This window comes from Corynebacterium sp. KPL2850, from assembly GCF_040225855.1.
Classification (GTDB): domain Bacteria; phylum Actinomycetota; class Actinomycetes; order Mycobacteriales; family Mycobacteriaceae; genus Corynebacterium.
In genome coordinates this window covers 11,695-35,726 of sequence record NZ_JBEHFV010000014.1, presented here as the reverse complement: position 1 = coordinate 35,726, position 24,032 = coordinate 11,695, and the positions used below count along the sequence as shown (strand labels likewise).

At 57.4% G+C, this 24,032-nt stretch carries 23 protein-coding genes; 6 read left to right on the top strand and 17 right to left on the bottom strand.

Annotated features, from left to right (window positions below):
* Positions 1 to 86 precede the first annotated feature (86 nt).
* From ftsL to ABRP93_RS06225, 5 genes are all read right to left on the bottom strand, one after another.
* Positions 87 to 917: a cell division protein FtsL gene (gene ftsL, locus ABRP93_RS06245; protein ID WP_023023083.1), complete on the bottom strand. Its 831-nt coding sequence runs from the start codon at positions 915 to 917 to the stop codon at positions 87 to 89.
* A complete protein-coding gene (gene rsmH, locus ABRP93_RS06240; RefSeq protein ID WP_349887298.1) occupies positions 914 to 1,954 on the bottom strand; it encodes a 16S rRNA (cytosine(1402)-N(4))-methyltransferase RsmH in 1,041 nt (346 codons plus the stop codon). Before rsmH ends, ftsL begins: the two co-directional genes overlap by 4 nt.
* A gap of 168 nt (positions 1,955 to 2,122) precedes the next feature.
* Positions 2,123 to 2,557 (bottom strand): division/cell wall cluster transcriptional repressor MraZ, encoded by a 435-nt coding sequence (gene mraZ, locus ABRP93_RS06235; protein WP_034654127.1) that lies wholly within the window; start codon positions 2,555 to 2,557, stop codon positions 2,123 to 2,125.
* Positions 2,558 to 2,997: 440 nt separating this feature from the next.
* Positions 2,998 to 3,399 carry a DUF3040 domain-containing protein gene (locus tag ABRP93_RS06230; RefSeq protein WP_023023090.1) on the bottom strand — a complete coding sequence of 134 codons (402 nt, stop codon included), beginning with the start codon at positions 3,397 to 3,399 and terminating at the stop codon, positions 2,998 to 3,000.
* A 119-nt stretch (positions 3,400 to 3,518) separates the two neighbouring features.
* Positions 3,519 to 3,962 carry an SAV_6107 family HEPN domain-containing protein gene (locus tag ABRP93_RS06225; protein WP_023023092.1) on the bottom strand — a complete coding sequence of 148 codons (444 nt, stop codon included), beginning with the start codon at positions 3,960 to 3,962 and terminating at the stop codon, positions 3,519 to 3,521.
* A gap of 234 nt (positions 3,963 to 4,196) precedes the next feature.
* Between ABRP93_RS06225 and ABRP93_RS06220 the strand changes: the two genes are divergently transcribed.
* From ABRP93_RS06220 to ABRP93_RS06210, 3 genes are read left to right on the top strand one after another with little or no spacing between them, the layout of a single operon-like run.
* Positions 4,197 to 4,751 (top strand): GNAT family N-acetyltransferase, encoded by a 555-nt coding sequence (locus tag ABRP93_RS06220; protein WP_034659110.1) that lies wholly within the window; start codon positions 4,197 to 4,199, stop codon positions 4,749 to 4,751.
* A 51-nt stretch (positions 4,752 to 4,802) separates the two neighbouring features.
* Complete coding sequence (locus ABRP93_RS06215) at positions 4,803 to 5,882, top strand: polyprenyl synthetase family protein (RefSeq protein WP_023023096.1); 1,080 nt, start codon at positions 4,803 to 4,805, stop codon at positions 5,880 to 5,882.
* A gap of 8 nt (positions 5,883 to 5,890) precedes the next feature.
* Entirely contained in the window at positions 5,891 to 7,414 is a 1,524-nt protein-coding gene (locus tag ABRP93_RS06210) for an alpha-(1->6)-mannopyranosyltransferase A (protein ID WP_023023098.1), read from the top strand.
* On the opposite strand, the gene ABRP93_RS06205 is transcribed toward ABRP93_RS06210, so the two are convergent.
* Entirely contained in the window at positions 7,383 to 7,787 is a 405-nt protein-coding gene (locus ABRP93_RS06205; protein WP_023023100.1) for an Rv2175c family DNA-binding protein, read from the bottom strand. The two genes, ABRP93_RS06210 and ABRP93_RS06205, sit on opposite strands and share 32 nt — an antisense overlap.
* Before the next feature lie 10 nt (positions 7,788 to 7,797).
* On the opposite strand from ABRP93_RS06205, the gene ABRP93_RS06200 reads away from it, so the two are divergent.
* The gene (locus tag ABRP93_RS06200) at positions 7,798 to 9,108 is read left to right on the top strand and encodes a serine/threonine-protein kinase (RefSeq protein WP_023023102.1); all 1,311 of its coding nucleotides are present in this window, start codon (positions 7,798 to 7,800) and stop codon (positions 9,106 to 9,108) included.
* A gap of 6 nt (positions 9,109 to 9,114) precedes the next feature.
* Here the strand turns inward: ABRP93_RS06200 and ABRP93_RS06195 are convergent, their stop codons facing one another.
* Together ABRP93_RS06195 and ABRP93_RS06190 are read right to left on the bottom strand one after the other, a co-directional pair.
* Positions 9,115 to 10,503 (bottom strand): class II 3-deoxy-7-phosphoheptulonate synthase, encoded by a 1,389-nt coding sequence (locus ABRP93_RS06195; RefSeq protein WP_023023104.1) that lies wholly within the window; start codon positions 10,501 to 10,503, stop codon positions 9,115 to 9,117.
* Positions 10,504 to 10,547: 44 nt separating this feature from the next.
* Complete coding sequence (locus tag ABRP93_RS06190; protein ID WP_023023106.1) at positions 10,548 to 11,057, bottom strand: polyadenylate-specific 3'-exoribonuclease AS; 510 nt, start codon at positions 11,055 to 11,057, stop codon at positions 10,548 to 10,550.
* A 75-nt stretch (positions 11,058 to 11,132) separates the two neighbouring features.
* On the opposite strand from ABRP93_RS06190, the gene ABRP93_RS06185 reads away from it, so the two are divergent.
* A complete protein-coding gene (locus ABRP93_RS06185) occupies positions 11,133 to 12,320 on the top strand; it encodes a glycosyltransferase 87 family protein (protein WP_349887297.1) in 1,188 nt (395 codons plus the stop codon).
* Here ABRP93_RS06185 and ABRP93_RS06180 read toward each other — a convergent pair.
* The 6 genes from ABRP93_RS06180 to ABRP93_RS06155 form a co-directional block, all read right to left on the bottom strand.
* Positions 12,226 to 13,320, bottom strand: coding sequence for an acyltransferase family protein (locus ABRP93_RS06180; RefSeq protein WP_023023110.1), 1,095 nt, complete (start codon positions 13,318 to 13,320; stop codon positions 12,226 to 12,228). The genes ABRP93_RS06185 and ABRP93_RS06180 overlap by 95 nt on opposite strands.
* A 62-nt stretch (positions 13,321 to 13,382) precedes the next feature.
* Positions 13,383 to 14,123 (bottom strand): lysophospholipid acyltransferase family protein, encoded by a 741-nt coding sequence (locus ABRP93_RS06175; RefSeq protein WP_023023112.1) that lies wholly within the window; start codon positions 14,121 to 14,123, stop codon positions 13,383 to 13,385.
* Between the two features lie 23 nt (positions 14,124 to 14,146).
* Positions 14,147 to 15,079: an ROK family protein gene (locus ABRP93_RS06170; RefSeq protein ID WP_023023114.1), complete on the bottom strand. Its 933-nt coding sequence runs from the start codon at positions 15,077 to 15,079 to the stop codon at positions 14,147 to 14,149.
* Between the two features lie 38 nt (positions 15,080 to 15,117).
* Positions 15,118 to 16,221: a glycosyltransferase family 4 protein gene (locus ABRP93_RS06165; protein WP_023023116.1), complete on the bottom strand. Its 1,104-nt coding sequence runs from the start codon at positions 16,219 to 16,221 to the stop codon at positions 15,118 to 15,120.
* Positions 16,222 to 17,265, bottom strand: a complete 1,044-nt coding sequence (locus ABRP93_RS06160) for a C40 family peptidase (RefSeq protein WP_349887295.1) — start codon at positions 17,263 to 17,265, stop codon at positions 16,222 to 16,224.
* A gap of 123 nt (positions 17,266 to 17,388) precedes the next feature.
* Positions 17,389 to 18,018, bottom strand: a complete 630-nt coding sequence (locus ABRP93_RS06155) for a C40 family peptidase (protein ID WP_023023120.1) — start codon at positions 18,016 to 18,018, stop codon at positions 17,389 to 17,391.
* 1,117 nt (positions 18,019 to 19,135) lie between these two features.
* Here ABRP93_RS06155 and ABRP93_RS06150 point away from each other — a divergent pair.
* Complete coding sequence (locus ABRP93_RS06150; protein ID WP_349852659.1) at positions 19,136 to 19,654, top strand: hypothetical protein; 519 nt, start codon at positions 19,136 to 19,138, stop codon at positions 19,652 to 19,654.
* A gap of 607 nt (positions 19,655 to 20,261) precedes the next feature.
* Here ABRP93_RS06150 and qcrB read toward each other — a convergent pair.
* From qcrB to qcrC, 3 genes are read right to left on the bottom strand one after another with little or no spacing between them, the layout of a single operon-like run.
* Positions 20,262 to 21,884, bottom strand: coding sequence for a cytochrome bc1 complex cytochrome b subunit (qcrB, locus tag ABRP93_RS06145; protein WP_023023124.1), 1,623 nt, complete (start codon positions 21,882 to 21,884; stop codon positions 20,262 to 20,264).
* The gene (qcrA, locus tag ABRP93_RS06140; RefSeq protein WP_034659105.1) at positions 21,884 to 23,104 is read right to left on the bottom strand and encodes a cytochrome bc1 complex Rieske iron-sulfur subunit; all 1,221 of its coding nucleotides are present in this window, start codon (positions 23,102 to 23,104) and stop codon (positions 21,884 to 21,886) included. Before qcrA ends, qcrB begins: the two co-directional genes overlap by 1 nt.
* Positions 23,101 to 23,988 carry a cytochrome bc1 complex diheme cytochrome c subunit gene (gene qcrC / locus ABRP93_RS06135; protein WP_005283937.1) on the bottom strand — a complete coding sequence of 296 codons (888 nt, stop codon included), beginning with the start codon at positions 23,986 to 23,988 and terminating at the stop codon, positions 23,101 to 23,103. Before qcrC ends, qcrA begins: the two co-directional genes overlap by 4 nt.
* Positions 23,989 to 24,032 lie beyond the last annotated feature (44 nt).

Below are 24,032 nucleotides of genomic sequence, written 5' to 3'. Positions count from 1 at the left end.
GCGTGTATCGATTGTGCCCTACAAGATGGGCAGTGCCCGCGCTACCACGCGCGAGCACAGAGAATTTCACCACTTATTCTGTCCGTTTAATCGTCCTGGCTGGTGTACGGCGCGCGGGCGGGAAGGTTGGGGCGAGTATCGCTAGCGTTATCGTTGTTATCGTCGTCATCGCTGCCGCGGTGCTCATCCCGCTCCTCGTCCGTGTCGTTGCCGCGGGCATTTTGCTGCTGCCCGCGCGGCACGGCGTTGAGGGAATCAGACATTCCCTCCGTATCCTTCGGGTCACTTGAGGCTTGGCCCGGGCGGATGGGTTCACCGTTGACATCGATAAGCTTTTCCGTATCCGGAGTGCCTTCGCGCTTGGCGACGATCTCGCCATCCCCGCCTACCTCAGTCACGCCGGGTTGCTTGGGCACGGCCATGCCCAATTCATCCGCGCGGCGGGCAATATCCGCAGAGGAGCTCAAGTTTTCTGCATCACGGTTCAGCGATTCAATCTGGTTATCCAACTGCGATTCCTGCACCGTCAGCTGCTGGATTTTAAACGTCTGTGAGGTGGACAAACCAGAAAGCCACATGGCCAGCACGACCCCGCCAATGAGCAAGGTAACGGCCAAGACGGCAACGCGGGCAAAAGCATTATTCTGCTTCGTCTGCTGTTGCAGCCGCCGTCCGCGGAAACTGACGACCTGCTTCGAACCAAGCCGGTTTGCTCCACGGTGTGGAACCCGGGTACGGCTAGGGGCCGTGCGGCGCGCCGTTTTACCGGCGGCCCTAGTGGAGGTGCGCTCGCGCACTGCGGTCGGCGCTCCCGTGTCGATTCCGGTGGTGAAGTCTCGGCTGGCGCCCATGCTGCGAGTGGCCTCTCTGTCGCGGCTATCCGTTAAGTGCTGGTTTCGGCGTGGGATGGTGCTCATTTCTTGCCTCCCGGGGGTAAAAATTCTGGCGTGCCTTCGAGCCGTTCTAGGGCGCGCACGCGCACCGACGCGGCGCGGGAATTTTCTTCTACTTCCGCCTGCGATGCCTTTTCGGCCCCACGGGTAACCGTGGCGAATTCCGGTGCGGTGCCCGGCAGGTCCATCGGCAAGCCGGCTGGCGTGGTGGACGTAGAAAGATCCTTGAATGCTGCCTTCACAAGGCGGTCTTCTAAGGACTGGTAGCTCATAAAGACCGCGCGCGCCCCAATAGAAAGCGCACTGGTAATCACGGGGAGCACATTTTCAATGGCCTCCAGCTCGCGGTTTACCTCTACCCGCAGCGCTTGGAACGTGCGCTTTGCCGGATGCCCGCCCGTGCGGCGCGTTGCCGCCGGAATGGTCGAGTAAAGAAGCTCAACCAAGCGGCCTGAGGTGCTAAATGGTTCCTTCTCGCGCTCCTTGAGTACTGCGGAGGCAATCTTGCCCGCGAAGCGCTCGTCGCCATAGGTCTTGAGAATCCGTGCTAAGTCTCCGTGCGAATACGTATTGAGTACGTCAGCGGCGGTAAGCCCGTGGCTGGGATCCATCCGCATATCCAGCGGCGCATCCGTCTTATAGGCAAAGCCGCGCTCTGCCTGATCCAGCTGCATGGAAGAAACGCCCAAATCAAAGAGGGCCCCCGCGATTCCGTGGGCGCGGGCAGCATCAAAGATTTCGCCCTCGCCCTGGGCGATGGCGGTGCCGAGCTCATCGAAGCGAGCATTGACCGCACAAAAACGCGGGCCGTAAGGCTCTAGCCTGGCCGAAGCATTGCGCAACGCCTGCTCATCGCGGTCCACACCGATAACGCGCGCCTGCGGAAAGGTCTGGAGGAAGTACTCGCTGTGGCCGCCGGCACCCAGGGTGGCATCGACAAGCACAGTCTGCGAACCCGCAGCCTCTACCCCGGGGCGCAGGAGCTCTGCCATGCGCTCGCGCATGACCGGCACATGGCCGTGGTTATCCGCCACATCGTAATTAAGGTCAGTTGTAGCCATGTCTCCCCGCGTCCCCCTTTCTTATTTCCGCTGTGCAGGACTTCCTATCGTGGAAAGCACGACGAGTGCATATAGGGCCCTGTCCGAGGCAGGTTTCTGATATCGGGGAAGTACACCAGAATCATCCGCCTCGGACAGAGTCCTTACACGCACTCGAGATGCGGGCTTTTACAGCAAGCCCGCAAGTACGTCATCGGCATCTGCTGCCGAATAAGCATCTTCAGTTTGCGATTGATACTCAGCCCACGCGGCTGCATCCCAAATTTCGAGGAAATCTACCGAGCCAACCACCACGCACTCTTTGGACAAACCCGCGTACTCACGGTGGCCTGCGGACAAGGTGATACGACCATGCCCGTCGGGCCGCTGTTCGTCCGCGCTTGCCGCCAAGTTACGAATGAAAGCGCGTGCTTCCGGATTGGTTCGAGAAACCGCCGCAGCCTTCCGTGCGCGTTCGGCGAACTCCTCGCGTGGGTACACGGCCAAAGAATGGTCTTGCCCCTTGGTGACCATCAGGCCACCTGCGAGTTCATCGCGAAATTTTGCAGGAAGCGTTAAGCGCCCTTTGTCATCAAGTTTCGGAGTGTAGGTTCCGAGAAACATCCCGGCGTCCACCTTCCTCACTCGACAACTCCGGATTCCCTCACGGCAGAAGTGAGTTTTTCAACCCCATTCCTCCGCTGCGCCCCACTCTACCCCACTTTCCCCCACATGCCCCACTTAAAACGCCATATTCTTAACAACTCAAAAAGTATATGCAGTTAAAGGGGTGTTTTTACGGTGGGCAGAATTCCCGCGGACCGCCTTGACAGCCCCGGAGATCCACCCCTTTAATCCCACCTACACCATCAAAGTTACTTCACCCCATAGACCACTTACAGCGCATTACCTGCTTATTGCACAGGTATTCACCCTCCAGTACCCACAATCCCCCACCGCACCGCAGTTTTGGTGAAAAGGTGGGACAAAGTGGGAAATTTTGGTGAGCCATAAAAAATCCCCAGCCACCCTTCCTGGTGACTGGGGAAATGAAGAGTCCGCGGTTAACTCTCCTCAAAGCGCCGACGGAAGTTTTCTTCCAGCTTGCTGCCTACTCCATTGCTGCGAGACGACGCTGCCTTCTTTGACCGTCCATTGGAAGACTTTTTCTTTCCCGCGCTAGCGGGTTGGTCACCACGAAGCATCCATACGCCAGCGGCGAACATAACAAGGAATCCTGCAATGGACAGCGCAATAAACCACAAACTTTGCTGCGCCAAAGCCACGCCGCCGACGAGCATGCACAGACCAACCACGATGAGCGCAATTCCACGCAGGGTAACTGCGCCGCCGGAACCGCCGATCGAGGTAGATTCAGACACAGAAGCGCCAAATTTAGGATCGTCCGCTAATAACGATTCCTCTATTTCACGGAGCGTGCGTTGCTCCTGTTCAGAAAGAGACACTATTCCTCCAACTAGGGACTGGGCTTCGGCCGATATATCTTCTACCAATACTAACGTCCAGAGTAACCAGTATGTTCCCCAAAAGGTAGTTATTCCCCTCAACAGTGATTATGCCGCAGTTATGCCGCAAAAGAACCCAGGATCGTCTCTGTTTCGCTCTCATCTAAAAATTGCGCTGCCTGCTGCATTAATCCGTAGACATACTCCTCGTCCGGAGTTGCATCCAAGCCAGATGCCACCCGGGCGCGAGTGCGAGAATAGGACTTAAAAGCCTCCGCCCACTGCTTTTCTTCGGCCCCAACTAGAGCCAAACGGTCCCACGCACTCGTTGGCAGGCGCCGGCGGCGAGAGACCACCGATACCGCTACCCGTGCGCCAGCCGTACGCAATGCAGACTGATAGGCCACCTCCAGCGCCTGATCAAAGCGGCCATCCGCCGCGTAGCTTCTCGCCTGATCTAATAGCTCGCGGGCCTGAAAAAGAAAGTGAGCCCGCTTCGCGCCCTGCTTGCCAGCGAAGCGACCGATAGAGCGGGACTGCGTTGCGGAAATAATCTGTGCCATTGTTTTTCTCCTGTACTGCGCAAATAACTAACCGTGTTCGATTGCCGTTTACTTTAAGTAGCCAACCGGACATCTAGCTTCTATTATAGTTCACCTGTTCGAATTAATCAAGAGTTTCACCAGCCATAACCCCACGTATATCGAACATTGTTCGAACTTTTTCCTTGTTCGACTGAATAACCCCACCCCACCCTCGTCCGCCGGTAGCCGCACGTATCTGGTGTGATAGATACTGTGAGTTTCGAAATCCGCCGCTTAACCCCGCAAGAGTTCTCAATGTTGTCTCCTCAGCTCGTGGAGATCTACATCGAGGCAATGGGCTATGACCCGGTCACGTTTTCGCGCAGTGTTGACCATTGGCGGACGGATTCCATGCGCCCAGGGTTTACAGCGCTTATCGCCACGCATGACAACGGCGTCGTGGGTGTGGCATATGGATTTTTGGGGTCCCCGGATAGCTGGTGGGATTCCGAACTGCGCCGCGCCCTGCGCCGCAATGGCGGCCCAACGGAGTCCGAATGGCGCATGCTGCGCAGCTACTTTGAGGTGGCTGAAGTACACGTGTTGCCGTCTTTTCAAGGACACGGTTTAGGTAGGCAGCTACTAAAAGGTTTGCTATGGAATATCCCTGCCCACTACGGCTTATTGTCAACGCCGGAAGCGCCACAGGAAGCCAACGGGGCTTTTCGCCTCTACCGCTCCGTGGGTTTCTTTGATGTCGTGCGCCACCATCGCTACCCCGCAGATCCCCGGCCTTTCGCCATTTTGGGAGTGAGCCTGCCACTATAAACCTGCGTTATTTCTTCTTGGCGCTAGGCGGTATCGTGTGGAGATGTGACTATGACGAATATTCCTGAGCTTGCGGATATCCCCGGCGCGGTGCGCGAAAAATTAGCCATCTTCTTGGACCAGCGCCGGGATCACGTGGCAGAGATTGGCGCCCCGGTCAGTTCCGCCATGAGCGTCTTGGAATCGTTCGTCCTCGACGGCGGAAAAAGGGTGCGCCCCATGTATGCGTGGGCGGGTTACCTCGCCGCAGGCCGCGGTTCGGAATCCCCTGAGGCCATGCTGCGCGCGGCGTCCTCGCTGGAGTTCATCCAAGCTTGCGCACTTATTCACGATGACATCATTGACGCGTCGAATACCCGGCGCGGGAAACCGACGGTGCATCGGGAAGCAGAGCGCCTCCACCGTGAATCCGATTTCTTAGGGGATCCGGAGTTCTTTGGCACGTCCGTCGCCATCTTGGTGGGTGATTTTGCGCTGGTCTATGCCGAGGATATGTTTCAGGATTCTGGGCTTAGCTCGGAGGCTTTGCAGCGTGCGCGCAAGCCCTGGCGGGGAATGCGCACCGAGGTTTTGGGTGGCCAATTGCTCGATATTTCCCTCGAGGCAGCCGGTTCCGAATCGGTAACGCTGAGCAATTCCGTCAATCGCTATAAAACCGCAGCTTATACCATCGAGCGGCCCCTGCATTTGGGCGCTGCCATCGCGGGTGCGAGCGAAGAGTTAATCTCGGCTTTCCGCGGTTATGGGCACGATATCGGCATTGCCTATCAGCTGCGCGATGACCAACTTGGGGTCTTTGGGGATCCTGCGATCACTGGCAAGCCCGCCGGCGACGATCTGCGGGAAGGCAAGCGCACGGAGCTTCTCGCCCTAGCGCTCCAGCGCGCCGATGAACGCGATCCCAGCGCCGCCGCTACCCTGCGGAAATTCATTGGCCGCACTTCGGATCCGCAGGACTTGCTGCGCCTATCCCAAATCATTGCGGATTCCGGCGCCCCCGATGAGATTGAGCGCCGCATTACCGCGTTGACGGAATCCGGGTTGGCTCATTTGCGTGCGGCGAACGTGGACCCGCAGATCACGGAAACGCTAGAGCACCTAGCAATTCAGGCAACGACGCGCCAAAAGTAGGGATTATTGTGGCCAAAACCTATTCCCTGCCAGTCCCCCGCGCGCTCCCGCTGGGCCTCGTGGCCTCGTGCGTGCTCCTTTTCTCGTCCTTTTCCGGCGGCTCGACTCGCAATCGCGGCGGCGTGCTCGAAGCGCTCAATATCGGCTTTTTGTCGTATGGTCACGGGCGCAACCTCGGGTTGGTGCTGTATTGGGTAGGCATTTTCCTCCTCGCCGCCGCCTGGGTGCTTGCCGGGCGCATGATTATTCGCCGGCAGCTTAAGAACCCGAGCCCGGAGGGAGGAGTGCGCGAGTTACAACGCATCCTTATCGCATGGGTGACCCCGCTGCTTTTCGCAGGCCCCGTGGCTTCGCGGGACGTGTATTCCTACCTCATGCAGGGCGCCATGGTCCGCGATGGGTTCGACCCGTATACCGAGGGCGCCGCCGTCAACCCGGGGCCTTTCCTGCTAGAAGTCTCACAAGATTGGCGCAATACCACCACCCCGTACGGGCCGCTGCACCTGTGGATTGGCAAGATCATCACCACTGTCGTGGGCGATAACGTCACCGCCGGGATCATCATCTATAAGCTGCTTTCCCTGTCAGGCTTTGTCCTCATTGCGTGGACGGTACCACGCATCGCCCGAAAGCTCGGCGCGGATCCGGCGGTCGCGCTGTGGATCGGCGTTGCCAACCCGCTCATCATCTTGCATCTTATCGGTGGCATGCACAATGAATCCCTCATGGTTGGCTTGGTGTCCTTGGGGCTTTTGGCCGCGCTGCACCAGCGCTTCCACGCCGCGCTGCTGTTAGTCGGCACGGCGGTGGCGATGAAGGCTACCGCGATCTTTGCCGCCCCCTTCATCGTTTGGCTCATGCTGCACCGCTACGCGCCCAAGGGTTCTACCGCGGTGCGCACGGCGGTGGTCTTCTTCTGCTCAGGTGTCATCGCGGCCGTGGAAATCATCGCCTCAGTGGCGCTTATTACCTGGGCCTCTGGCACCTCTTGGGGCTGGCTTTCCCAAGTAAGCGGAAACTCCAAGGTGATTAACCCCTTGGCGGGCCCGACATTGGCCGCGGACATCATCGTCCCAGCGGTCCACATTTTTGACCCTGACGCCTCTTATAACGCCATTTTGGGGGTTCTGCGCACGATCGCGATGGTATGCATGCTCATCGGATTGGTCATCGTATGGTGGCTAAGCCGGCATACGGCCCGCGATGCGATTATGGGCACCGCGGCGGCCTACCAGGTTGCCTTCGTCTTCAACTCAGTGACTCTGCCGTGGTACTACGCCTCCATCTTCACGCTTATGGGCACCTTCCGCCCGCCGCTGTGGCTGCTGAAGTTTACTTCTGGCGTAGCGCTATTTATTAGCTTGAGCTTTTCCGGCGACGGCAACCACCAGCTCTATAACTGGTTCTGGGTCATTGGCGTCATCGTATTGTCTTGGTCCGCAACGCAGTGGATGTTCGATGGCGTTGGTCCCAAAGGCCCTCAACGCCCTAGGCGCAGGGCTAAAAAGCAGACGCCTGTGCCCGCCGAATAACTTCGCGCGCAAGGTGTCCGTGCAGGGCATCGATAGGCCGGCCTGGCAAGGAGACATCTGCGGTAAAAAGGTGGCGCAGGATTTCTTCGTCGTCATAGCCGCCATCGGAAAGCACGGTAATAACGGCCGTGACATGCTTGGCGATGCTCCCCTTATCATTGAAAAATGCGAGCGGCACGCGCTTGCCTTCGGGTGAGTCCCAAACAATGAATTTGCGGTCCTGGAGCAGGTCATAAGCGCGCGTAATGGGAAGACCCAGCTTGTCTGCCACCTGCTGCATGCTGAGCAGCTCTTCGCCGGCCAATAAGGAATTCAGGGAATTTTCTGCATTAGTCACGCCACCTACTTTAACGCTGCCTAGGGGATCGGCCATACTGGGAGGTATGACTAGGTTGGAAATTGGTGACGTGTTGGAAGACCGTTACCGCATCGATCGCCCCATCGCCCGCGGCGGTATGTCTACCGTCTATCGCTGCGTGGATATGCGTTTGGGCCGCCAAGTGGCCGCAAAGGTCATGGATGAGCGTTATGACGATGACCCAGTTTTTATCAAGCGCTTTTCCCGCGAGGCCCGCGCGATGGCGCGATTGCAGCACCCCAACCTCGTGGCCATTCATGATTTTTCCGCCGATGGCGAGCCCATCTACCTCATCATGGAGCTTATCGATGGCGGCACCTTGCGCGAGCTGCTTGCCGAAGGCGGCCCGCTTACCGTCCCCGCCGCATTATCGACGCTGCGCAGCGTGCTCCAAGGATTGACCGAGGTGCACTCGACGGGGCTTATCCACCGCGATATTAAGCCGGATAACGTGCTCATTACCTCTCATCACCGGGTGAAATTGGGCGATTTCGGCTTGGTGCGTGCGAGGAATGCGCAGGCGACCTCGAATATGATCGTCGGCACCGTCTCGTATTTGGCGCCGGAACAGGTCACCGGTGAGGACATAACCCCCGCCACCGACGTGTACTCCGCAGGAATTGTACTTTTTGAACTCCTGACTGGAACCGTGCCCTTCTCCGGGGATACCCCGATCGCGCACGCTACCGCACGCCTATACGCGGATGTTCCCGCCCCATCCACACGGGGTGAGGACGTACCCAAGCTTGTTGATGCCCTCGTGGCCACCGCCACTGCCCGCGATCCCCGCGAGCGCTTTGCCGATGCCGGGGAATTTTTAGATGCCCTCGAGGATATTTGCCGGGAATTGGATCTGCCCACGGTCACCATCCCGGTCCCCCGCAATGCCGCTGCTGCGCGCACCGCGCAAACGCCCACTGACTATTCCGGCATCGGCGCCACGGATGTATTTGAGCCCACGCGGACCATCCCGCAGGGCGCCACCGAGCACTTGGACGGCGGGCCCACCGAGGTCATTCCTCCCGAGCCGGATCCGCAGCAGCCGGACTTTGAAACGCGCCTCGACGTACCCAAGGCGCCCGTGGACGATTACCCGGGGCCGGCCCCGGCGCCTGTCCCCGCCCCAGCGCCGGCTGCGGGCGTGGGCGCGGCAGCAGCGCAGCCCCCGGCGCAGGCGGCAGAAGAAGAACCCGCTGAGCGGCCACTAACCAATCGCCATCCAGCCTCACTGCTGGTCTTTCTCCTCGCAGTGGTGGTGGCAACCGGTGCGGTCGCTATCAGCGGGTGGTGGTTTGGTTCCTCCTATTACGAAGGAACCCCTTCCCTCTGGGTCTAGAGGGAACTAGTTCCGCAGCATCTCCGCGATGAGGAAGGAGAGCTCTAGGGACTGTTGCGTGTTCAGGCGCGGATCCACGGCGGATTCGTAGCGGCCCGGCAGATCCAGGTCGGTGATGTCCTCGGCGCCGCCGAGGCATTCCGTGACATCTTCGCCGGTGAACTCGAGGTGCACGCCGCCCGGGTGGGTGCCCAAATCGCGGTGTACCTCGAAGAAGCCCTGCACCTCGTCGACGATCTTGTCGAAGTGGCGGGTCTTGTACCCGTTGGACGAGGTAAAGGTATTGCCGTGCATGGGGTCGGACTGCCACACCACGGTGTGCCCGGAGTCTTCGACGGCCTTGATGATGGGTGGCAAAACACTGCGGACCTTGTCGTGCCCCATGCGGGAGATGATGGTCAAGCGGCCGGGCTCGCGGTTGGGATCCAGCTTTTCGGCATATTCCACGGCCTGCTCAGGCGTGGCACCAGGTCCGAGCTTGATGCCCACGGGGTTGCCGATCATGGCGGCAAAGTTGACGTGGAAGTCATCCAGGCCACGAGTGCGCTCACCAATCCACACTTGGTGCGCGGACAGGTCATAGAGCTTGGTGTCTCCATTATCGTCCTGGCCTAAGCGCAGCATGGAACGCTCGTAATCCTTCAGCAGCGCCTCGTGCGAACAGTAAATTTCCGCCGAGTGCAAGGTGGAGTCCTGCACGCCGCAGGCGTTCATGAACTTCAAGCCATTTTCGATCTCGCGGGCCAAGTCTTGGTAGCGGGCACCGGCGCGCGATTTACGGACGAACTCGCGGTTCCATTCGTGCAGGCGGTAGAGATCAGCGGTACCAGAGGAGGTCAGGGAGCGCACCAAGTTCATCGCCGCAGAAGAGTTAGCGTAGGCGCGGATCATGCGGGCCGGGTCGTGACGGCGATCCTCATCGGTGGGTTCCACGCCATTGACAATGTCCCCGCGGTAATTCAACAAGCCATTCGCGTCCGTATCAGAAGAACGCGGCTTCGCATACTGACCAGCAATGCGTCCTAACTTCACCACTGGAACGGAAGCGCCATAGGTCAAAACGACGGCCATCTGCAGCAAGGTCTTGACGTTGCCACGAATATGCGGTTCGGTATTCGATTCAAAGGTTTCGGCACAATCGCCGCCTTGCAGGAGGAAGGCGTTGCCTAGTGCGACATCGGCAAGCTGCCGCTTAAGCTTCTCAATCTCCGGGGCAACCACGATGGGCGGCACCGACTCGAGAATCTTGCGCACGTTATCGGCTTGGGTGGGATCCCAACTGGGCTGTTGCTTTGCGTCACGCTTGATGACGTCCTGGAAGACCTCCTCAATGCCCTCTGGCAAAGGTGGAAGATCAGGCAGAACACTTTGCGGAATATCTACTGTCCAACTCACTCTTCCATTTAACCATCTGCTGCCTGTCGATTGGTAGTTAAATGCTAGAAATTGATTCTATTGCCCTTGGACAAGGGCAAGACCTCGGTGCAGGCGCGGAATTTGGCGAGGTTATGGCGGGCATCGACAAGCGCATCGTGATTGCCCCTAGGCACGGCCGGCAAGCTGGGGCGGCCGGCGAACTCCCATAGCTGCTTCAGCTCGCGGGTATAGCGCGGCAGCCGCTTGGGCAAGCTCGCCATATCTCCCCACAACTGCGCCAAAACCACGTGGTCATACGCACCGACCCAAGCCCACAATTCAATAGGCGTAGAACTGCGCGTGAGAAACTCCAGGATTTCCGTGCGAATGGTGCGCGCCGGCTTCCATGCGGAATCCTGGGGGCTGGGCAGCTTGGCCAACACGTTTTCCTTAACCCATGAATTGGCCTTTGACGGGTCAAAATCCGTCGATACGGCATAATATTCACTTCCGTTTTCACCGACGATGCCGATGGAGACCAATTCAATGGTCTTGCCATCCTCGATAAATTCGGTGTCATAGAAGTAACGCACGTCTCCCAAGCCTAGCGCTGCAGCGATGGGCGCGGGAAATTGGCCCCGCGATCGCGCCACTGTAAAGTTTTGCGGGTGAGCAGAACCGATAATAAAGCCCTGTGGACCACCGCCCTCCCCTTAATCCTGTCCGCGCTTGCGGCGCTGTGGTGGATTATCGATATTCCTGCCTTATTCTCCGGCGATTTTCGCGCCTTTTACCACATTGACCTCGATGTTTACCGCGAAGGTGGTGCCGGCTTCGGCAGCGATCTTTATGACCGCGACTATTTCGTAGGCACCGACCGCAACTTTTCCCTGCCATTTACCTACCCACCATTTGCGGCCCTGCTCTTCGCCCCGCTGCAGTGGATCCCCCTTACCACTGCCGCCGTGATGATCACGATCCTCTCCGCAGTCGCATTGTGGGTCTGCATTGCGCTGGTATTGCGCTCCCTCAACTGCCAGGAATGGACGGCCTGGGCGCTTTTTGCCGCCATGCTGGCCGAGCCGATTACACAGACTTTTAGCTTCGGCCAGATCAACATCCTGCTAACCGCACTCGTGGTCATCGATTTGCTTTGGGTGAAAAAGGCTCGCGGCGTTCTGACCGGCATCGCCATTGCCATCAAGCTAACCCCCGCCGTCTTTTTGGCCGTATTCTTCGTCCGCCGCGAATGGAAGGCCTTCTTTACTACCCTGGGTTCCTTCGTGGCCGCCGGCCTCATAGCCTTTGTTGCCAATCCACATAGCTCGATTGAGTATTGGACCTCCACCTTGCGCGATTCCGAGCGCATCGGCGGCCTAGCCTATAGCGCCAACCAGTCCCTGCGCGGGCTGTTTACCCGCTTAAGCCCCGATAACGCAGAAACTCTGTGGCTCATTGGCGTGATCGTCGTCATCGCAATTGTGTGGTTTGCCATGGAGCGCCTTTCCCACGGCAATCAAGTCGTGCTCATGCTGCTGGCGGCATCCGTTTCGCTACTGTGCTCCCCCGTATCGTGGTCGCACCACTTCACCTGGCTGGTATTAGCAGGCGTCTACTTGGTTGCGAGCCGCCGCTGGTTCCTCGCCGCGCTCACTTGGCTATCGCTATTTGCCCGCGGACACTGGCAAGTTCCGCATACCGAGGACCAGGAACTAGATTGGACGTGGTGGCAGCACATCGTTGGCAATGACTACGTCATTATTACCGTGTTGTTGGTTGTTTGTTCGCTACCATTGGCTCTACGGCGGGGCGGCGCCGATCGATCCGCGGCGGAACCAGTGTCCAGCCAAGGATAGGGACCTTCCCCAGTGCCCACAGCGCCAGCGAAGAAATGGCCGTAAAGATAAAGCACATACCGATCCAGAACCACGTGTTTTCCAGCGGCCACGCTCCAGCCAAGGACACGACATAATCGTGATGCGCCATGTAGTACCCATAGCCTACGGTCAAGCCAATAGGGTGCGACAGATAAATAGGTAGCGTGTGCCGTCCGACGAACTTCACGCCTTCTGCAATCCACGGAATATGGCTAATGAGCACGGCCCCAATAATGCCCGCAGGCACCTCCAGAGTCTGTTCCACGAGGCGCACTAATAGGTTGATATCTCCCCAACCCAAAAAGTCCGCGCCCAGCAGGGGCCAGTTAAAAGCAACATCAGCATCGTTGCCGTCCCACACATGGCGCAGGGCCAGGCCTGCACAATAAGCGCCGATGGCAGAGGCATAAGCTCCAACACTACGCATGCTCCACGAGCCGTGGAACACCTCTTCTGCAGCAGTGGCGAAACGCGTGATTGGCTCGCGAAGATAGGCGGCGCCTACAAAGATGGGAAGGAACATAATGGCTTTGCCAATAAACTGAAATTGTTCCTGCCACGGAATAAAAAGCACGGGAGTAAAGCTCAGTCCAATTCCTGCCCACGCCGGTAAGGCACGCACACACCACAAAAATATATTGAACAAAATGAGCGCGTGGATAAACCATGCCATCGTATGACCAAGCAAAAGATTTTGCACCATCTCGGTCATACCCATGGAGGAGTCACCGAAAACCCACTGGTATTCCAGCTGTTTGGTCATATGCTCCACGGACATCCACACCAAATAAGGGATGAGGAAAAACCAGAGCCGGCGGGTAAATAACTCCGCGAAACTATAACGAAAGACTTTATAAGAGAAGTAGCCGGAGACCAGAAAGAACAGAGGAAGGCGCAGGGGGTCGAGAAAGGTATTGAGAGTTGCTAGCCACGTTTGTTCGGCCTCTGGCACCTTCAGCGTGATGTGCAGGAGCACCACGCCGATGATAGAAATTCCTTTTGCGGTATCCGGCCACGCTAAGCGGGCCTGAGGAATTGCAATTACCTCCCTTTAATCTCCGCACCGGCGGGGTACCCGTGGCCGGCCTTTAATGATTCCTTTACATCAGCCGCATAGACATCCACATAGGGATTGCCGGAGAGCTCGGCTAATGTCCCCATGACCATGTCCGTGAACGCGCGAATGGTCTCGTGCTGCTGCGGATCCATGCCGTGTTCGCGCGCCCAATCGTGCGGGTAAATGGGGTCTCCCACGCGCACTCCCACCTTGGCGGGACGGACAATCCACGAGCCGATCGGGTTAGCCTTGCGGGAATTGATCATGGCGATGGGATACACCGGCTGATTGGTCTCCATGGCAATACGCCCCATCCCGGTACGCCCCTTGTACACACGTCCATCAGGGGACCGCGTGCCCTCTGGGTAGATACCAAAGAGATCACCGCGCCCCAAAATTTTCCGCGCGGTCTCGAGCATGGCCTGGCTGGCTGATTCATGATCCCGCTCGATGGGAACTTGCCCGACGGAGCTAAAGAACCATTTCTGCATGCCGCCCACGAGCCCGGGGGTGGTGAAATACTCCGACTTGGCCAAAAAAGTAATTTGGCGCGGGCACAGCAGGGGGAAGAAGAAGGAATCCATCACCGCTTGATGGTTAGACACCAAAATCGCGGGTCCCTCAGCAGGGATTTTTTCCATCCCTTCTGACCAAGGGCGGTTCCATACACGCAGGGCGGGACCGAAAAAGATGTGCTTAAACGCCCAGTACCATTTGTTTTTCATCTCCAGCTCGTCCTTCGCTCATTCTAGTGGCCGCGGCGGGCCAGGTCAGCTACGCCAATCATACCTGCTGCCGAGCCCAATTCCGCGGTTGCAACGCGAGCAAGGGGACGATGCCCAGCACCGACGATATCCCGGCTCATGGCCGCGGTGGCTTCCTCTAAGTACATATCTGCGTCTTGGGACACCCCGCCGCCAATTACAATGAGCTCTGGATCGAGCACATCAGCCACGATGGATAGGCCTTGACCCAACCACTGCCCAAAGTTCTCCATTACCGCAATACCGAGTGGGTCTCCCCCACGCGCCGCGCGTGCAACCTGCTCACCGGTGGGATACGGCGGCAAGGAGGTCTCATAGTCTGACCGCAGTTCGCGCGCGGTATCCGGCAGGGCCGTGCCAGAGGCATAGCGCTCCAAGCAGCCCCGTTTGCCACACGAGCACTGCCTGCCATTCGGCACCACAACGATATGGCCAAATTCCGGAGCCGTTCCAAACGCGCCGCGATAGATGGTGTCTTGGGTCATCAAGGTAGCGCCGATGCCGGTGCCGACCGCAAAAAATACCCAATCCTTCGCGCCACGCCCCGCGCCAAAACGCCATTCTCCCCAAGCTGCGGAATTGGCATCATGCTCCAGCCGGACGTGCAGCCCCAAGCGCTCCGCGAGATTTTTCCGGACGGGCGCATTCCGCCACGGTAGGTGCGGGGCGAAGCGGACGGTCTCACACTCTGGATCCAAAAATCCTGCAACGGCAAGGCCCACCGCGCCCACGGGATATTCGGCGCGCAGCTCCTCGACGATTGCCACCAAGTCATCATCAAGTTGGCGCGGGTCCCCCGAGGTTGGCATAGTGCGACTCGCGAGGATTTCCCCGTCTCGAGTAATTACTCCACCGCGCACATTGGTGCCACCGACATCGAAGCCGATAGTAAGATCGGCGGAGTTGTTTTCAAGCATGGATATCAGAATATACCGACAACCGGGCCAGGGTCACATCAAGCCATAAGCTTTCTCAGCCGTTGCCCCATGATCTCCCAGCTCCAGTGCTTTTCGACGTGCCTGCGACCCGCCTGCCCCATACGAGTACGCATTTCTGGCGAGCGCAAGAGCGCTTTCAAAGCATCCACGAGCTCATCAACGGACGCGCCCTTGACGACGATCCCCGTCTCCTCCGTAACAGTCTCCGGTGCTCCCCCAGAATCACCTGCAACAACCGGGACCCCGCATGCTTGTGCCTCTAAGTAGACAATTCCCAGGCCCTCCACGTCCAAGCCTCTGCCGCGGGTGCGAGCTGGCATGGCAAAAATATCCGCAGCATGAAGCGCGGTTTCAATGCTGGGGGCCGGCTGAATCACCGCATCGGGGCAATACATCTCCGCCAATTCTTGTAAAGCATCGTGATAACGCCCGCGCCCAATCAACATCAGCTGCGCATCGGGAAATTCTTCTCTGACCTGCGGCATTGCCCGCAATAATTGGTCTTGGCCCTTGCGCGGGACTAACCGGGAAATGCAGACGATGGTAGGCCCGCTCACCCCGAACTCCGCCTTCGCTGCTGCGCGCTGGGCAGGGGTTACGGGAGAAAGCGTTCCAAGGCTGACCCCAGAAGGCAAATGAGCCCACTCTGGGTGTGGGCCAAAAGGCCCGCGCAGGCGCCGCAGAGTGTAACTCGAGATATATGTAATGACGTCGGCGTTATTTCCTATCAACCGCAGGCACTGCCGGGCCAGCGGGACCATAGACCAGCCCACCTCGTGGCCATGCGTCGTTGCCACCACGCGGCGCGCCCCTGCTTGGCGCGCGGCCTTGCCCATGAGCGCCAGCGGTGCTGCCGCACCAAACCACACAATGTCAATGGATTCTTGCCGGATAATCTCCTGCATGCGGCGTGTGGTTGCCGGGGTGGGCAGCATCACGCGGTGTGGCCACCGAATGACTTTATAGGCGACCGAGGCGTCATAGTCCTCGGGCGGCTCTTGGGTTGAAGCGAATACTACGACATCGTCTGGGTCGAGCGCTTCTAGGTAGTCCCGCAGGTAGGACTGAATTCCTCCGACTTTGGGAGGAAAGTCATTCGTTACCAGCAGTATGCGGGCCACTTAGAATCGTGCAGTCCCCGAAATAGGCATCGAGTTAAGCGGTACGACCTGCACCGGCACGCCGTAGGTCGAGGCGTGTACTACCTGGCCGTTGCCAATGTACATACCAACGTGGGTAACTCCTGGGTAGTAGCCCACGATATCGCCAGGCTGCAGCTGGTCAACCGGCACGGACGTACCACCGGAAATTTGTGCCTGCGAGGTGCGCGGAATGGTCTTTCCAATCTGCTGGTATGCCCAATACATCAGGCCAGAGCAGTCGAACTGGTTCGGGCCGGCAGAACCCCAGCCGTAGGGCGAGCCCAACTTGGACAGAGCCGCAGAGCTAGCGCCATCGGCGATCTCTCCCAAGTCGAAATCCGGCTTATCCGTGCCACCGAATTGTCCTTCCCAGGCCTCCCGCTGCTCATCGCTCAGCGCATCCACCTGAGCTTCGATGTCGGCCTGCTGCTCCTCCAACGCATCCTTTTGCTTTACCAGCTCATCGCGCTGCTTTTCGAGGTCCTTCTTTTCCTCGCGCACCTTTTTCGCAGCGTCAGCGGCTTCTTGCTGAACCGCTTCAGCCGTTGAGGCGGCATCCGCCTTGGCATCGAGGGTGCGTTGCGCCTTGCGTGAAAGCGCGCCCAAGTACCCCATGCGCTCTACGGCGTCTGCTGGGTCTTCTGCGGCCAGAGCACCTGAGACAGCAGAACGGGAGTCTCCCCGGTAACGAGACTGTGCCAAATCGTCCACGCGGCCTTGCTGCGTAGAGACATCTCCCTGCGCGTCGTGTACGCGTTCTTGGGCCTCAGCAGCGTCTTGCTCCGCCTGAGCGACCTCTTCTTCCTTAGCCGCGAGCTTATCTTCTAGCTCTTTGACTTCCTCATTCTTGGCCGAGACCTTACGAGCGACCTCTCCGACGCGATCCACCAGATCGTCTACGTTTTCAGAGGTAGATTCTTGGTTCGGTTCCGCCTCTTGCGCGATAACTTGCGGGATGCCAGAAAAAGAAGTGACGGCGAGGACTGCGGTTAATGCAGCAGCTGGGAGCACACGTTTAGACACGAGAAGACCTTCAACTCAAAATTTTCAAAAATCGAATTTACTATAGCGGGTTTTAGCCACCGTTGCACAACAAAACCCTCCCCCTTTTTGCGCAAAGGGAAGGGCATGTCATCTCACTGCCAATTAGAAACGCACAGCGTTGTTAATCGGCATGTAGTTCAAGTCGCGCTCCTGCACAGGGGTGCCGGAGTTAAGCGCGTCGATGATGGTGCCGTTGCCGGTGTAGATACCGACGTGGGAAGCGCCACCGTAGTAGGAAATGATGTCACCAGGCTGGAGCTGGTCCAAGGAAACAGGGGTACCGCCAGCGGCCTGAGCCTGGGAGGTACGCGGAATCTGAACGCCAGCCTGGGAGTATGCCCAGCTGGTCAAGCCGGAGCAGTCGAAAGCGTTAGGGCCAGCAGCGCCGTAAACGTACGGCGAGCCGAGGACGGAGCGTGCAGCTTCCAGAGCCTTCTGACCAACGGTAGACGGCGCCGGAGCAGCCTGCTGCTCTGCAGCAGCGACGAAGTTGTCGCCACCCTGGTTGGAAACCTGGCCCAAGGAGGGGACGTACTTGTCAATGTTTGGGACCTGGTCAATGTTCGGGACGTTTTCCAGACCGGCAACCTCGAAACGGTAGTCGGTATTAGGAACAACGACCTCGGCAGCCTGAGCGACGCCTGGGGCGGCGACAGCTGCGGTTGCAGCGATGGCTGCAGTAGATGCGATACGACGGGTATTTACAGTGCCCTGACGACGGTGCTTTGCCACGAGAAAAACTCCAAATCTTCCTACGCGTCTACTTTCCATATCGAAAAGCTCTGACCCTGGGGCCTAGTGTTCATTGGAGGACCGTTCCTTTAGGCCTTCCTCCACTCGGCCCCTCACTAGGAGGAGCCAGATGCGACGCTTTAAATTTTCATTTCGTATTGAGCACCTTTTCGGGCGGTAACTCAATGTCTCGAATAGGTTACGAAATCATCACAATCAATGTCCATTCGCAATCCGAGATCCGGCTTCGTTACACGTTCGTTACCTTATTTTGACCAAGCCGAGACAAAGGCCTCATAACGAACATTCAATAAAGCTATTATTGAGTTTTAACGGCTATACACTGCAGAAATGGCCAAAATTCACACACGTCAGGCCTGGCAAGACGGAATTTGAAGCTAAAGTTAAAAGCGCCGAAAATTCTATATGTGACATTCGTCACCTGCTCTTAGGTGTGACCCCTTCAGTGTCACTAGCCTAATTCTTTAACAGTGCCTCCTCATTCAACAAACTACTTAACCGCAGCCGGCAACTGGCTCACTTTGCCTGGGATATGCGGAGCATAAACTAAGCTCCAGTCCCCCTCCCGCGACTCAAGACAGGGTGCTGCCTGTCTATGCCCCGCCCTTCAACGGGCAACATCGGAGCATCCCCCTTACGTAGCAAGGTTCTGCGGAAAGTGGTTTTCTTAAGCTCACTTAGAAATATGTCTCCCCGCCCCACCGTTCCGCATGGGTTCTCCTACTATCCCCAAAATTTTGCAGTTGTATCTTCGCCTAGAACGAACTACCTGACATCAATCCCAGCAAAATTCCCTGTCAACCCCCGTACATGTATGCAGCGAAGGCGACAGTCACGTTAGGTGCGCTAATAACACCTGCGCGACGGAAGTAATGGATGCACGCGGCCCCAAGTGCTCCGTCCTACAACCACATTGGTCGCCGTAAACGATGCATCAGCTATCCCACAAGGCGGAAGTGCCCAGGGCCTAGGTTTGTTAAGCTGAAAATTAGCTGTCCCCGTACTGAAATTCAGCTGAAATTTTACAAATACTACATTACCGTGACTGGAGAGTCACGGATTGCTACACAAATTACTTACAAGAATGGAGAAGAGAATGCGTAAATCGCTTACTCTAGGAGGCGTCTTACTGGCCACTTCACTTGCAATTACTGGCTGCGGGTCCTTTGGAGGGCCAGAAAAGGCTCTAAAGAATGCCGCCGACGAGCAAATGGAAGTTCACACAAGCCTGTTGGAAGCTGCTCAGCAACACCAATCTGGCGACAGCAAAAAGGCCGAAGAATCGGCACACGACTGGGTAGACCAAGCTAATGAATTCCAGACAGATTATCTCTGTAAAGGGCAGCGGAACACAGTATCCCCAGATGAAGTTGTTGCAACAGTCCAAAGCATGAATCCCTCAGATGTTCCAAGTGAAGACGAGCTCGAAGAGCTAAGGGACAAGAAGGACGATGCGGTCAAAGATCTAGAAGAGTCTGAGTCCTCGTCCGACGATGAAGCCTATGTGACTTCAGATAACGAAGAATTTGCAGACTATTTCAATACCAGTGAAATTCAGTTGAAGAAGGAAGATGGAGACTGGAAAGTTTGCGACAGTTCTTTCCAGCTCTTCTAAACGGTACTCCGGAGAATCAGTTGTTGCTTGTTGCCTTCTCATAAAGCAATATTTGGACTACGAGATTGATGTAGCCCATTGATCGTTGGGGTTACTCTCATCGACTCGCTAACAAAGTAGAAAAGGCCCCCGTTGTATCGGATATAGGCCAGCACTACTCCCCAACAAAAGCATCGGATTCAGACGCCAATCGCACCGATGCTTTTGAATACTGCCTGACGAATCCAGTTGGCTCGCCAGGCAGTTCTTTAGTTTGCTCTCGAGATCATCAACCATGCGCATTAGGCGCGAAGTACCCAGCTTTTACGCAAGCTTTCGCGGGGAAACGTCTGCAGGCCTTCAGCAAGAGCTGAGACTATATATTTTCATTACTGAGATCGCTTAACCGGCGAACTTCTCGCAGCCTCCTTAGAAATCAGTGCGCGAAGTTACCTCTTCCAATCCATACGCACCAGCCTCCTGAAGAAGGGCCTGCGGTAAAGAACTAAGACAGCAGGACCGCCCACATCAAACAATAGATTCAAAACAAATAAGCCCGCTGGCCGCCTAATTTCTGGCGACAGCGGGCTTATCTAGTGAGCGTGTATCGAGCTACCCCAAGGGAAGATTAGATGCGGCCGTTTTCCTCGTCATCACGACGATTAGCCTCATTGAGGCGGCGGAACATCTCCGCTTCCTCTTCGTGGTTCTCCTCGTGAATCTCGTGAACGCGACGCATGAGTTCCGGATCATCCGGGCTGAAGGTGCCCTGAATCTCGGAGTCCGCGTAACCAAGGTGGTTAAGTTGCTTTGGCACCTGAGCGCCTGCGTACTCAAGCGGTACTGCATGGCCGTCCTCGTCAACCGGGCCAAGCGGCTGGTGGACTTCAATAAAGGCACCATTAGGCAGCTGCTTGATAACACCAGTAGCGATACCGTGTTCGAGCACCTCACGGTCAGAACGCTGCAGACCAACACAGATGCGGTAGGTCATGAAGTAGGCAATCGGCGGCAAGATAATCAAGCCGATACGTCCCACCCAAGTCATCGCATTCAGCGAAATCTGGAAGAAGTGCGCAACGTGGTCGTTACCACCGGACAAGGTGACCAACAAGAAGAACACGATTGCTGCAGCACCAATTGCGGAACGGGTAGGAACGTCACGCGGACGCTGCAGAAGGTTGTGGTGCGCATCGTCACCAGTGAACTTCTTCTCCAAGAACGGGTAGGTGATTAGCAGTACGACCATCAGGCCACACAACAACGCGACCCAGAAAGCGGAAGGAATCGTGTAATTGCCCAAGTACAGCTCCCAAGCCGGCATGACACGAGCCACACCGTCTGTCCAGAGCATGTAGATATCGGGCTGGGAACCTGCAGACACCTGGGAGGGGTTGTACGGACCCAGCAACCAGATAGCGTTGATGGTTAGCAAACCGGACATCAGAGCCAGCACACCAGCGACCATCATGCCCATACCAATTGCCTTAGTTGCAAAGACCGGCATAATGCGGACACCGACAACGTTGTTTTCTGCGCGACCCGGTCCAGGGAACTGGGTGTGCTTCTGGAACCAGACCATGATCAAGTGGGCTGCGATAAGGCCCAAGATGATGCCTGGGATGACCAGAACGTGGAGGATGTAGAAGCGGTCCAGCATCAAGTCGGACGGGAAGTCGCCGTTGAAGATGGCCCAGTGCAACCAGGTGCCGATAATCGGCAGCCCCAAGATGATGGCGGACATAATGCGCAGACCGACACCGGAAAGCAGGTCATCCGGCAGGGAGTAACCGAGGAAGCCCTCGATCATGCCCAGCAGGATAAGGGTGCAACCAATAATCCAGTTGGCTTCGCGCGGACGACGGAAAGCACCGGTGAAGAAGATACGCAGCATGTGCGCAACCATCGACATCATGAACAGCAGTGCTGCCCAGTGGTGCATCTGGCGAACGAAGAGTCCGCCACGTACCTCGAAGGAAATATCAAGGGCCGTTGCGTAGGCGCGCGACATCTCAACGCCGTTCAGCGGTGCGTAGGTGCCGTCGTAGATGACCTTCGTAATGGAAGGGTCAAAGAATAGCGCCAGGTATGTACCGGTTAGTAGAAGAATGATGAAGCTGTACAGCGCCATCTCACCGAGCATGAAGGACCAGTGGGTCGGAAAGACCTTGTTCAGCTGCGTCCTTAGCACGCCGGCGGCGCTGTAGCGCTCGTCCATGTTGTTGCCCATTTGGGCGAGTTTATTGCTCATTATGACTTACGCTCCCAGAATGCCGGACCGACAGGCTCAATGAAGTTGCCTTCTGCAACAAGGTAGCCCTCATCGTCCACCGTGATGGGCAGCTGTGGCAGAGCACGGGCGGCCGGGCCGAAGACCGGCTTACCGTAGTGCAATGCGTCGAACTGCGACTGGTGGCAGGGGCACAGGATTCGGTTGGTCTGTGCCTCGTACAACGACGTTGGGCAACCAATGTGAGTACAAATCTTGGAGTAGGCGTAGTAATCGCCGTGGTGGAAGTTTTCCTGCCCCTCACGCTCGATCGCCTTCTGCGCATCGGAGTGGCGCAGACGAATCAACATCACAGCGTTGCGGTTGCCGTGGATGGAGTGCATGTGGTGCTCGTATACGTCGCGCTTAGCGTCGTACTGGTCACCATCGTTGACGTCTTCTTCCGCGAGCGGGAAGACGGTTTCCATACCGCCGGCAGCCAAGTCCTCGGGGCGAACGCGCACTAGGCGGGTAACGCCTTCGGTGGTGTAGTGTTCGCCGGACTCGCCGGAGTGCTTCTCAGCGATGGTGCCGGTGTCACGAGCGAGGTAAAGCTTTACGCCTTTCTCGTGCATCGTCCAGCCGGAGGTCCACAGCGTGCCGTCACCGGCGTAGTTCACCTCGTGGCGAACCTTCCATGGATTGCGGATTGCGCCGGCAAGCGGGGCGATAACAGTCAAGCCGAAGAGAACGCCTGCACCACCGAGCAGACCTTGGATGGTCTTGCGGCGGCCGAGAGTGGAGGTCTTCCAAGAATCGTTCAAGAGAGCGGTAAGAGTACGGCGGTCAACTTCTTCGGAAGGACCATCGTGGCGACGCTGCACGGAGATTTCTTCCGGCAGGATCTTCTTCACGTACTGAACGATGGCAAAGCCGAGTCCGAAAATGGACAATGCAGCGGTAATACCAAGCAGCGGGGTGTAGAGAGTGTGCCAGACGAGGCCGTCCTCCCCTAGCTGCTTGTACTGCCAAGGCCAGAAGAGGTAGACGCCCAAGAAAGCCAATCCGCCGATAACGGAGAGTGCCAGCCAAATGGCGACATTGCGACCCGCACGCTTTTCCGCGGGGTCACCTTCAACCGGGAAACGCTCCTTGCGGAACGCTACGGTGACATCATCGAGCTCGGTACCAAGTGCAGCAAGTTCATCATTGCTCATCTTATCGAGCTCTGCGTCAGTGTAATTCTTTTTCACATTGCTCATGAGCGCGATCCAATCCACATAGCAGCGGCGCACAGTGCGCTGATACCAATAATCCACATTGCCAGGCCTTCAGCCACTGGGCCGAGACCGCCAAGGTCCCAACCGGCAGGAGACGGAGTCTCTTCTGCAGACTTCAAGTAGGCGATGATGTCCTTCTTTTCATCTGCAGTCAGCTGACGGTCAGAGAACTTTGGCATGTTCTGCGGACCAGTCAACATTGCCTGGTAGATTTCCTGCTCGTTAGCAGGTGCCAGCTCCGGGGCGTACTTACCGGAGGACAGCGCGCCACCCTGACCGGTGAAGTTGTGGCAGGATGCGCAGTTCATGCGGAAAAGCTCAGAGCCCTTGGCAACGTCTTCGGCCTGAATCTGGCCGTTGTAGTTGGCGCCGCGAAGGGATTCTTGGGCGATGCTTCCATCGTCGTTGTAGACAATGTCTGCGCCGCCGCCGTTAGCAGCAACATAAGCGGCCAGCGCCAAGGTCTGCTGTTCGGTGTAACGAGGAGCCTTGCGCTCTGCCTGTGCGTCGTTGGACATCATCGGCATACGGCCGGAGTGAACCTGGAAGTACACAGAGCCGGCGCCGATACCTACGAGAGAGGGGCCACGGCCTTCGATGCCTTGCAGATTGGCACCGTGGCAAGTGATACAAGCGGTGTCGTAGATGTCCTTACCCTCTTGCACGAGGGCTTGATCATCTTTTTCCGCCGTAGCGACCTGAGCGTCAGGCGTCAAGGCAGAGGCCAAGACGCCAGCGCCGGTCAAACCGATGGCCAAAGCAAAGCCACCTGCAAGGGTGCGCTTCGCCTTGCGGCGACGGCGGGTCTTCTTAGCCGAGGCAGTGGTCTGCTCCACTGCCGCGGACTGCGAATTGTTATCCATCATTTTCCTTTAGATAACTCGAACACGGGAGGACTGTTTTGGGGAGA

Bases quoted from the DNA above. Each gene is read 5' to 3' on its own strand.
- mraZ (WP_034654127.1), bottom strand. From the start codon at position 2,557: ATGTTTCTCGGAACCTACACTCCGAAACTTGATGACAAAGGGCGCTTA.
- ABRP93_RS06175 (WP_023023112.1), bottom strand. From the start codon at position 14,123: ATGAAAAACAAATGGTACTGGGCGTTTAAGCACATCTTTTTCGGTCCC.
- qcrC (WP_005283937.1), bottom strand. From the start codon at position 23,988: ATGATGGATAACAATTCGCAGTCCGCGGCAGTGGAGCAGACCACTGCC.
- ABRP93_RS06200 (WP_023023102.1), top strand. From the start codon at position 7,798: ATGACTAGGTTGGAAATTGGTGACGTGTTGGAAGACCGTTACCGCATC.
- ABRP93_RS06225 (WP_023023092.1), bottom strand. From the start codon at position 3,962: ATGGCACAGATTATTTCCGCAACGCAGTCCCGCTCTATCGGTCGCTTC.
- ABRP93_RS06150 (WP_349852659.1), top strand. From the start codon at position 19,136: ATGCGTAAATCGCTTACTCTAGGAGGCGTCTTACTGGCCACTTCACTT.
- ABRP93_RS06215 (WP_023023096.1), top strand. From the start codon at position 4,803: ATGACGAATATTCCTGAGCTTGCGGATATCCCCGGCGCGGTGCGCGAA.
- rsmH (WP_349887298.1), bottom strand. From the start codon at position 1,954: ATGGCTACAACTGACCTTAATTACGATGTGGCGGATAACCACGGCCAT.
- qcrB (WP_023023124.1), bottom strand. From the start codon at position 21,884: ATGAGCAATAAACTCGCCCAAATGGGCAACAACATGGACGAGCGCTAC.
- ABRP93_RS06205 (WP_023023100.1), bottom strand. From the start codon at position 7,787: ATGGCCGATCCCCTAGGCAGCGTTAAAGTAGGTGGCGTGACTAATGCA.
- ABRP93_RS06170 (WP_023023114.1), bottom strand. From the start codon at position 15,079: ATGCTTGAAAACAACTCCGCCGATCTTACTATCGGCTTCGATGTCGGT.
- ftsL (WP_023023083.1), bottom strand. From the start codon at position 917: ATGAGCACCATCCCACGCCGAAACCAGCACTTAACGGATAGCCGCGAC.
- qcrA (WP_034659105.1), bottom strand. From the start codon at position 23,104: ATGAGCAATGTGAAAAAGAATTACACTGACGCAGAGCTCGATAAGATG.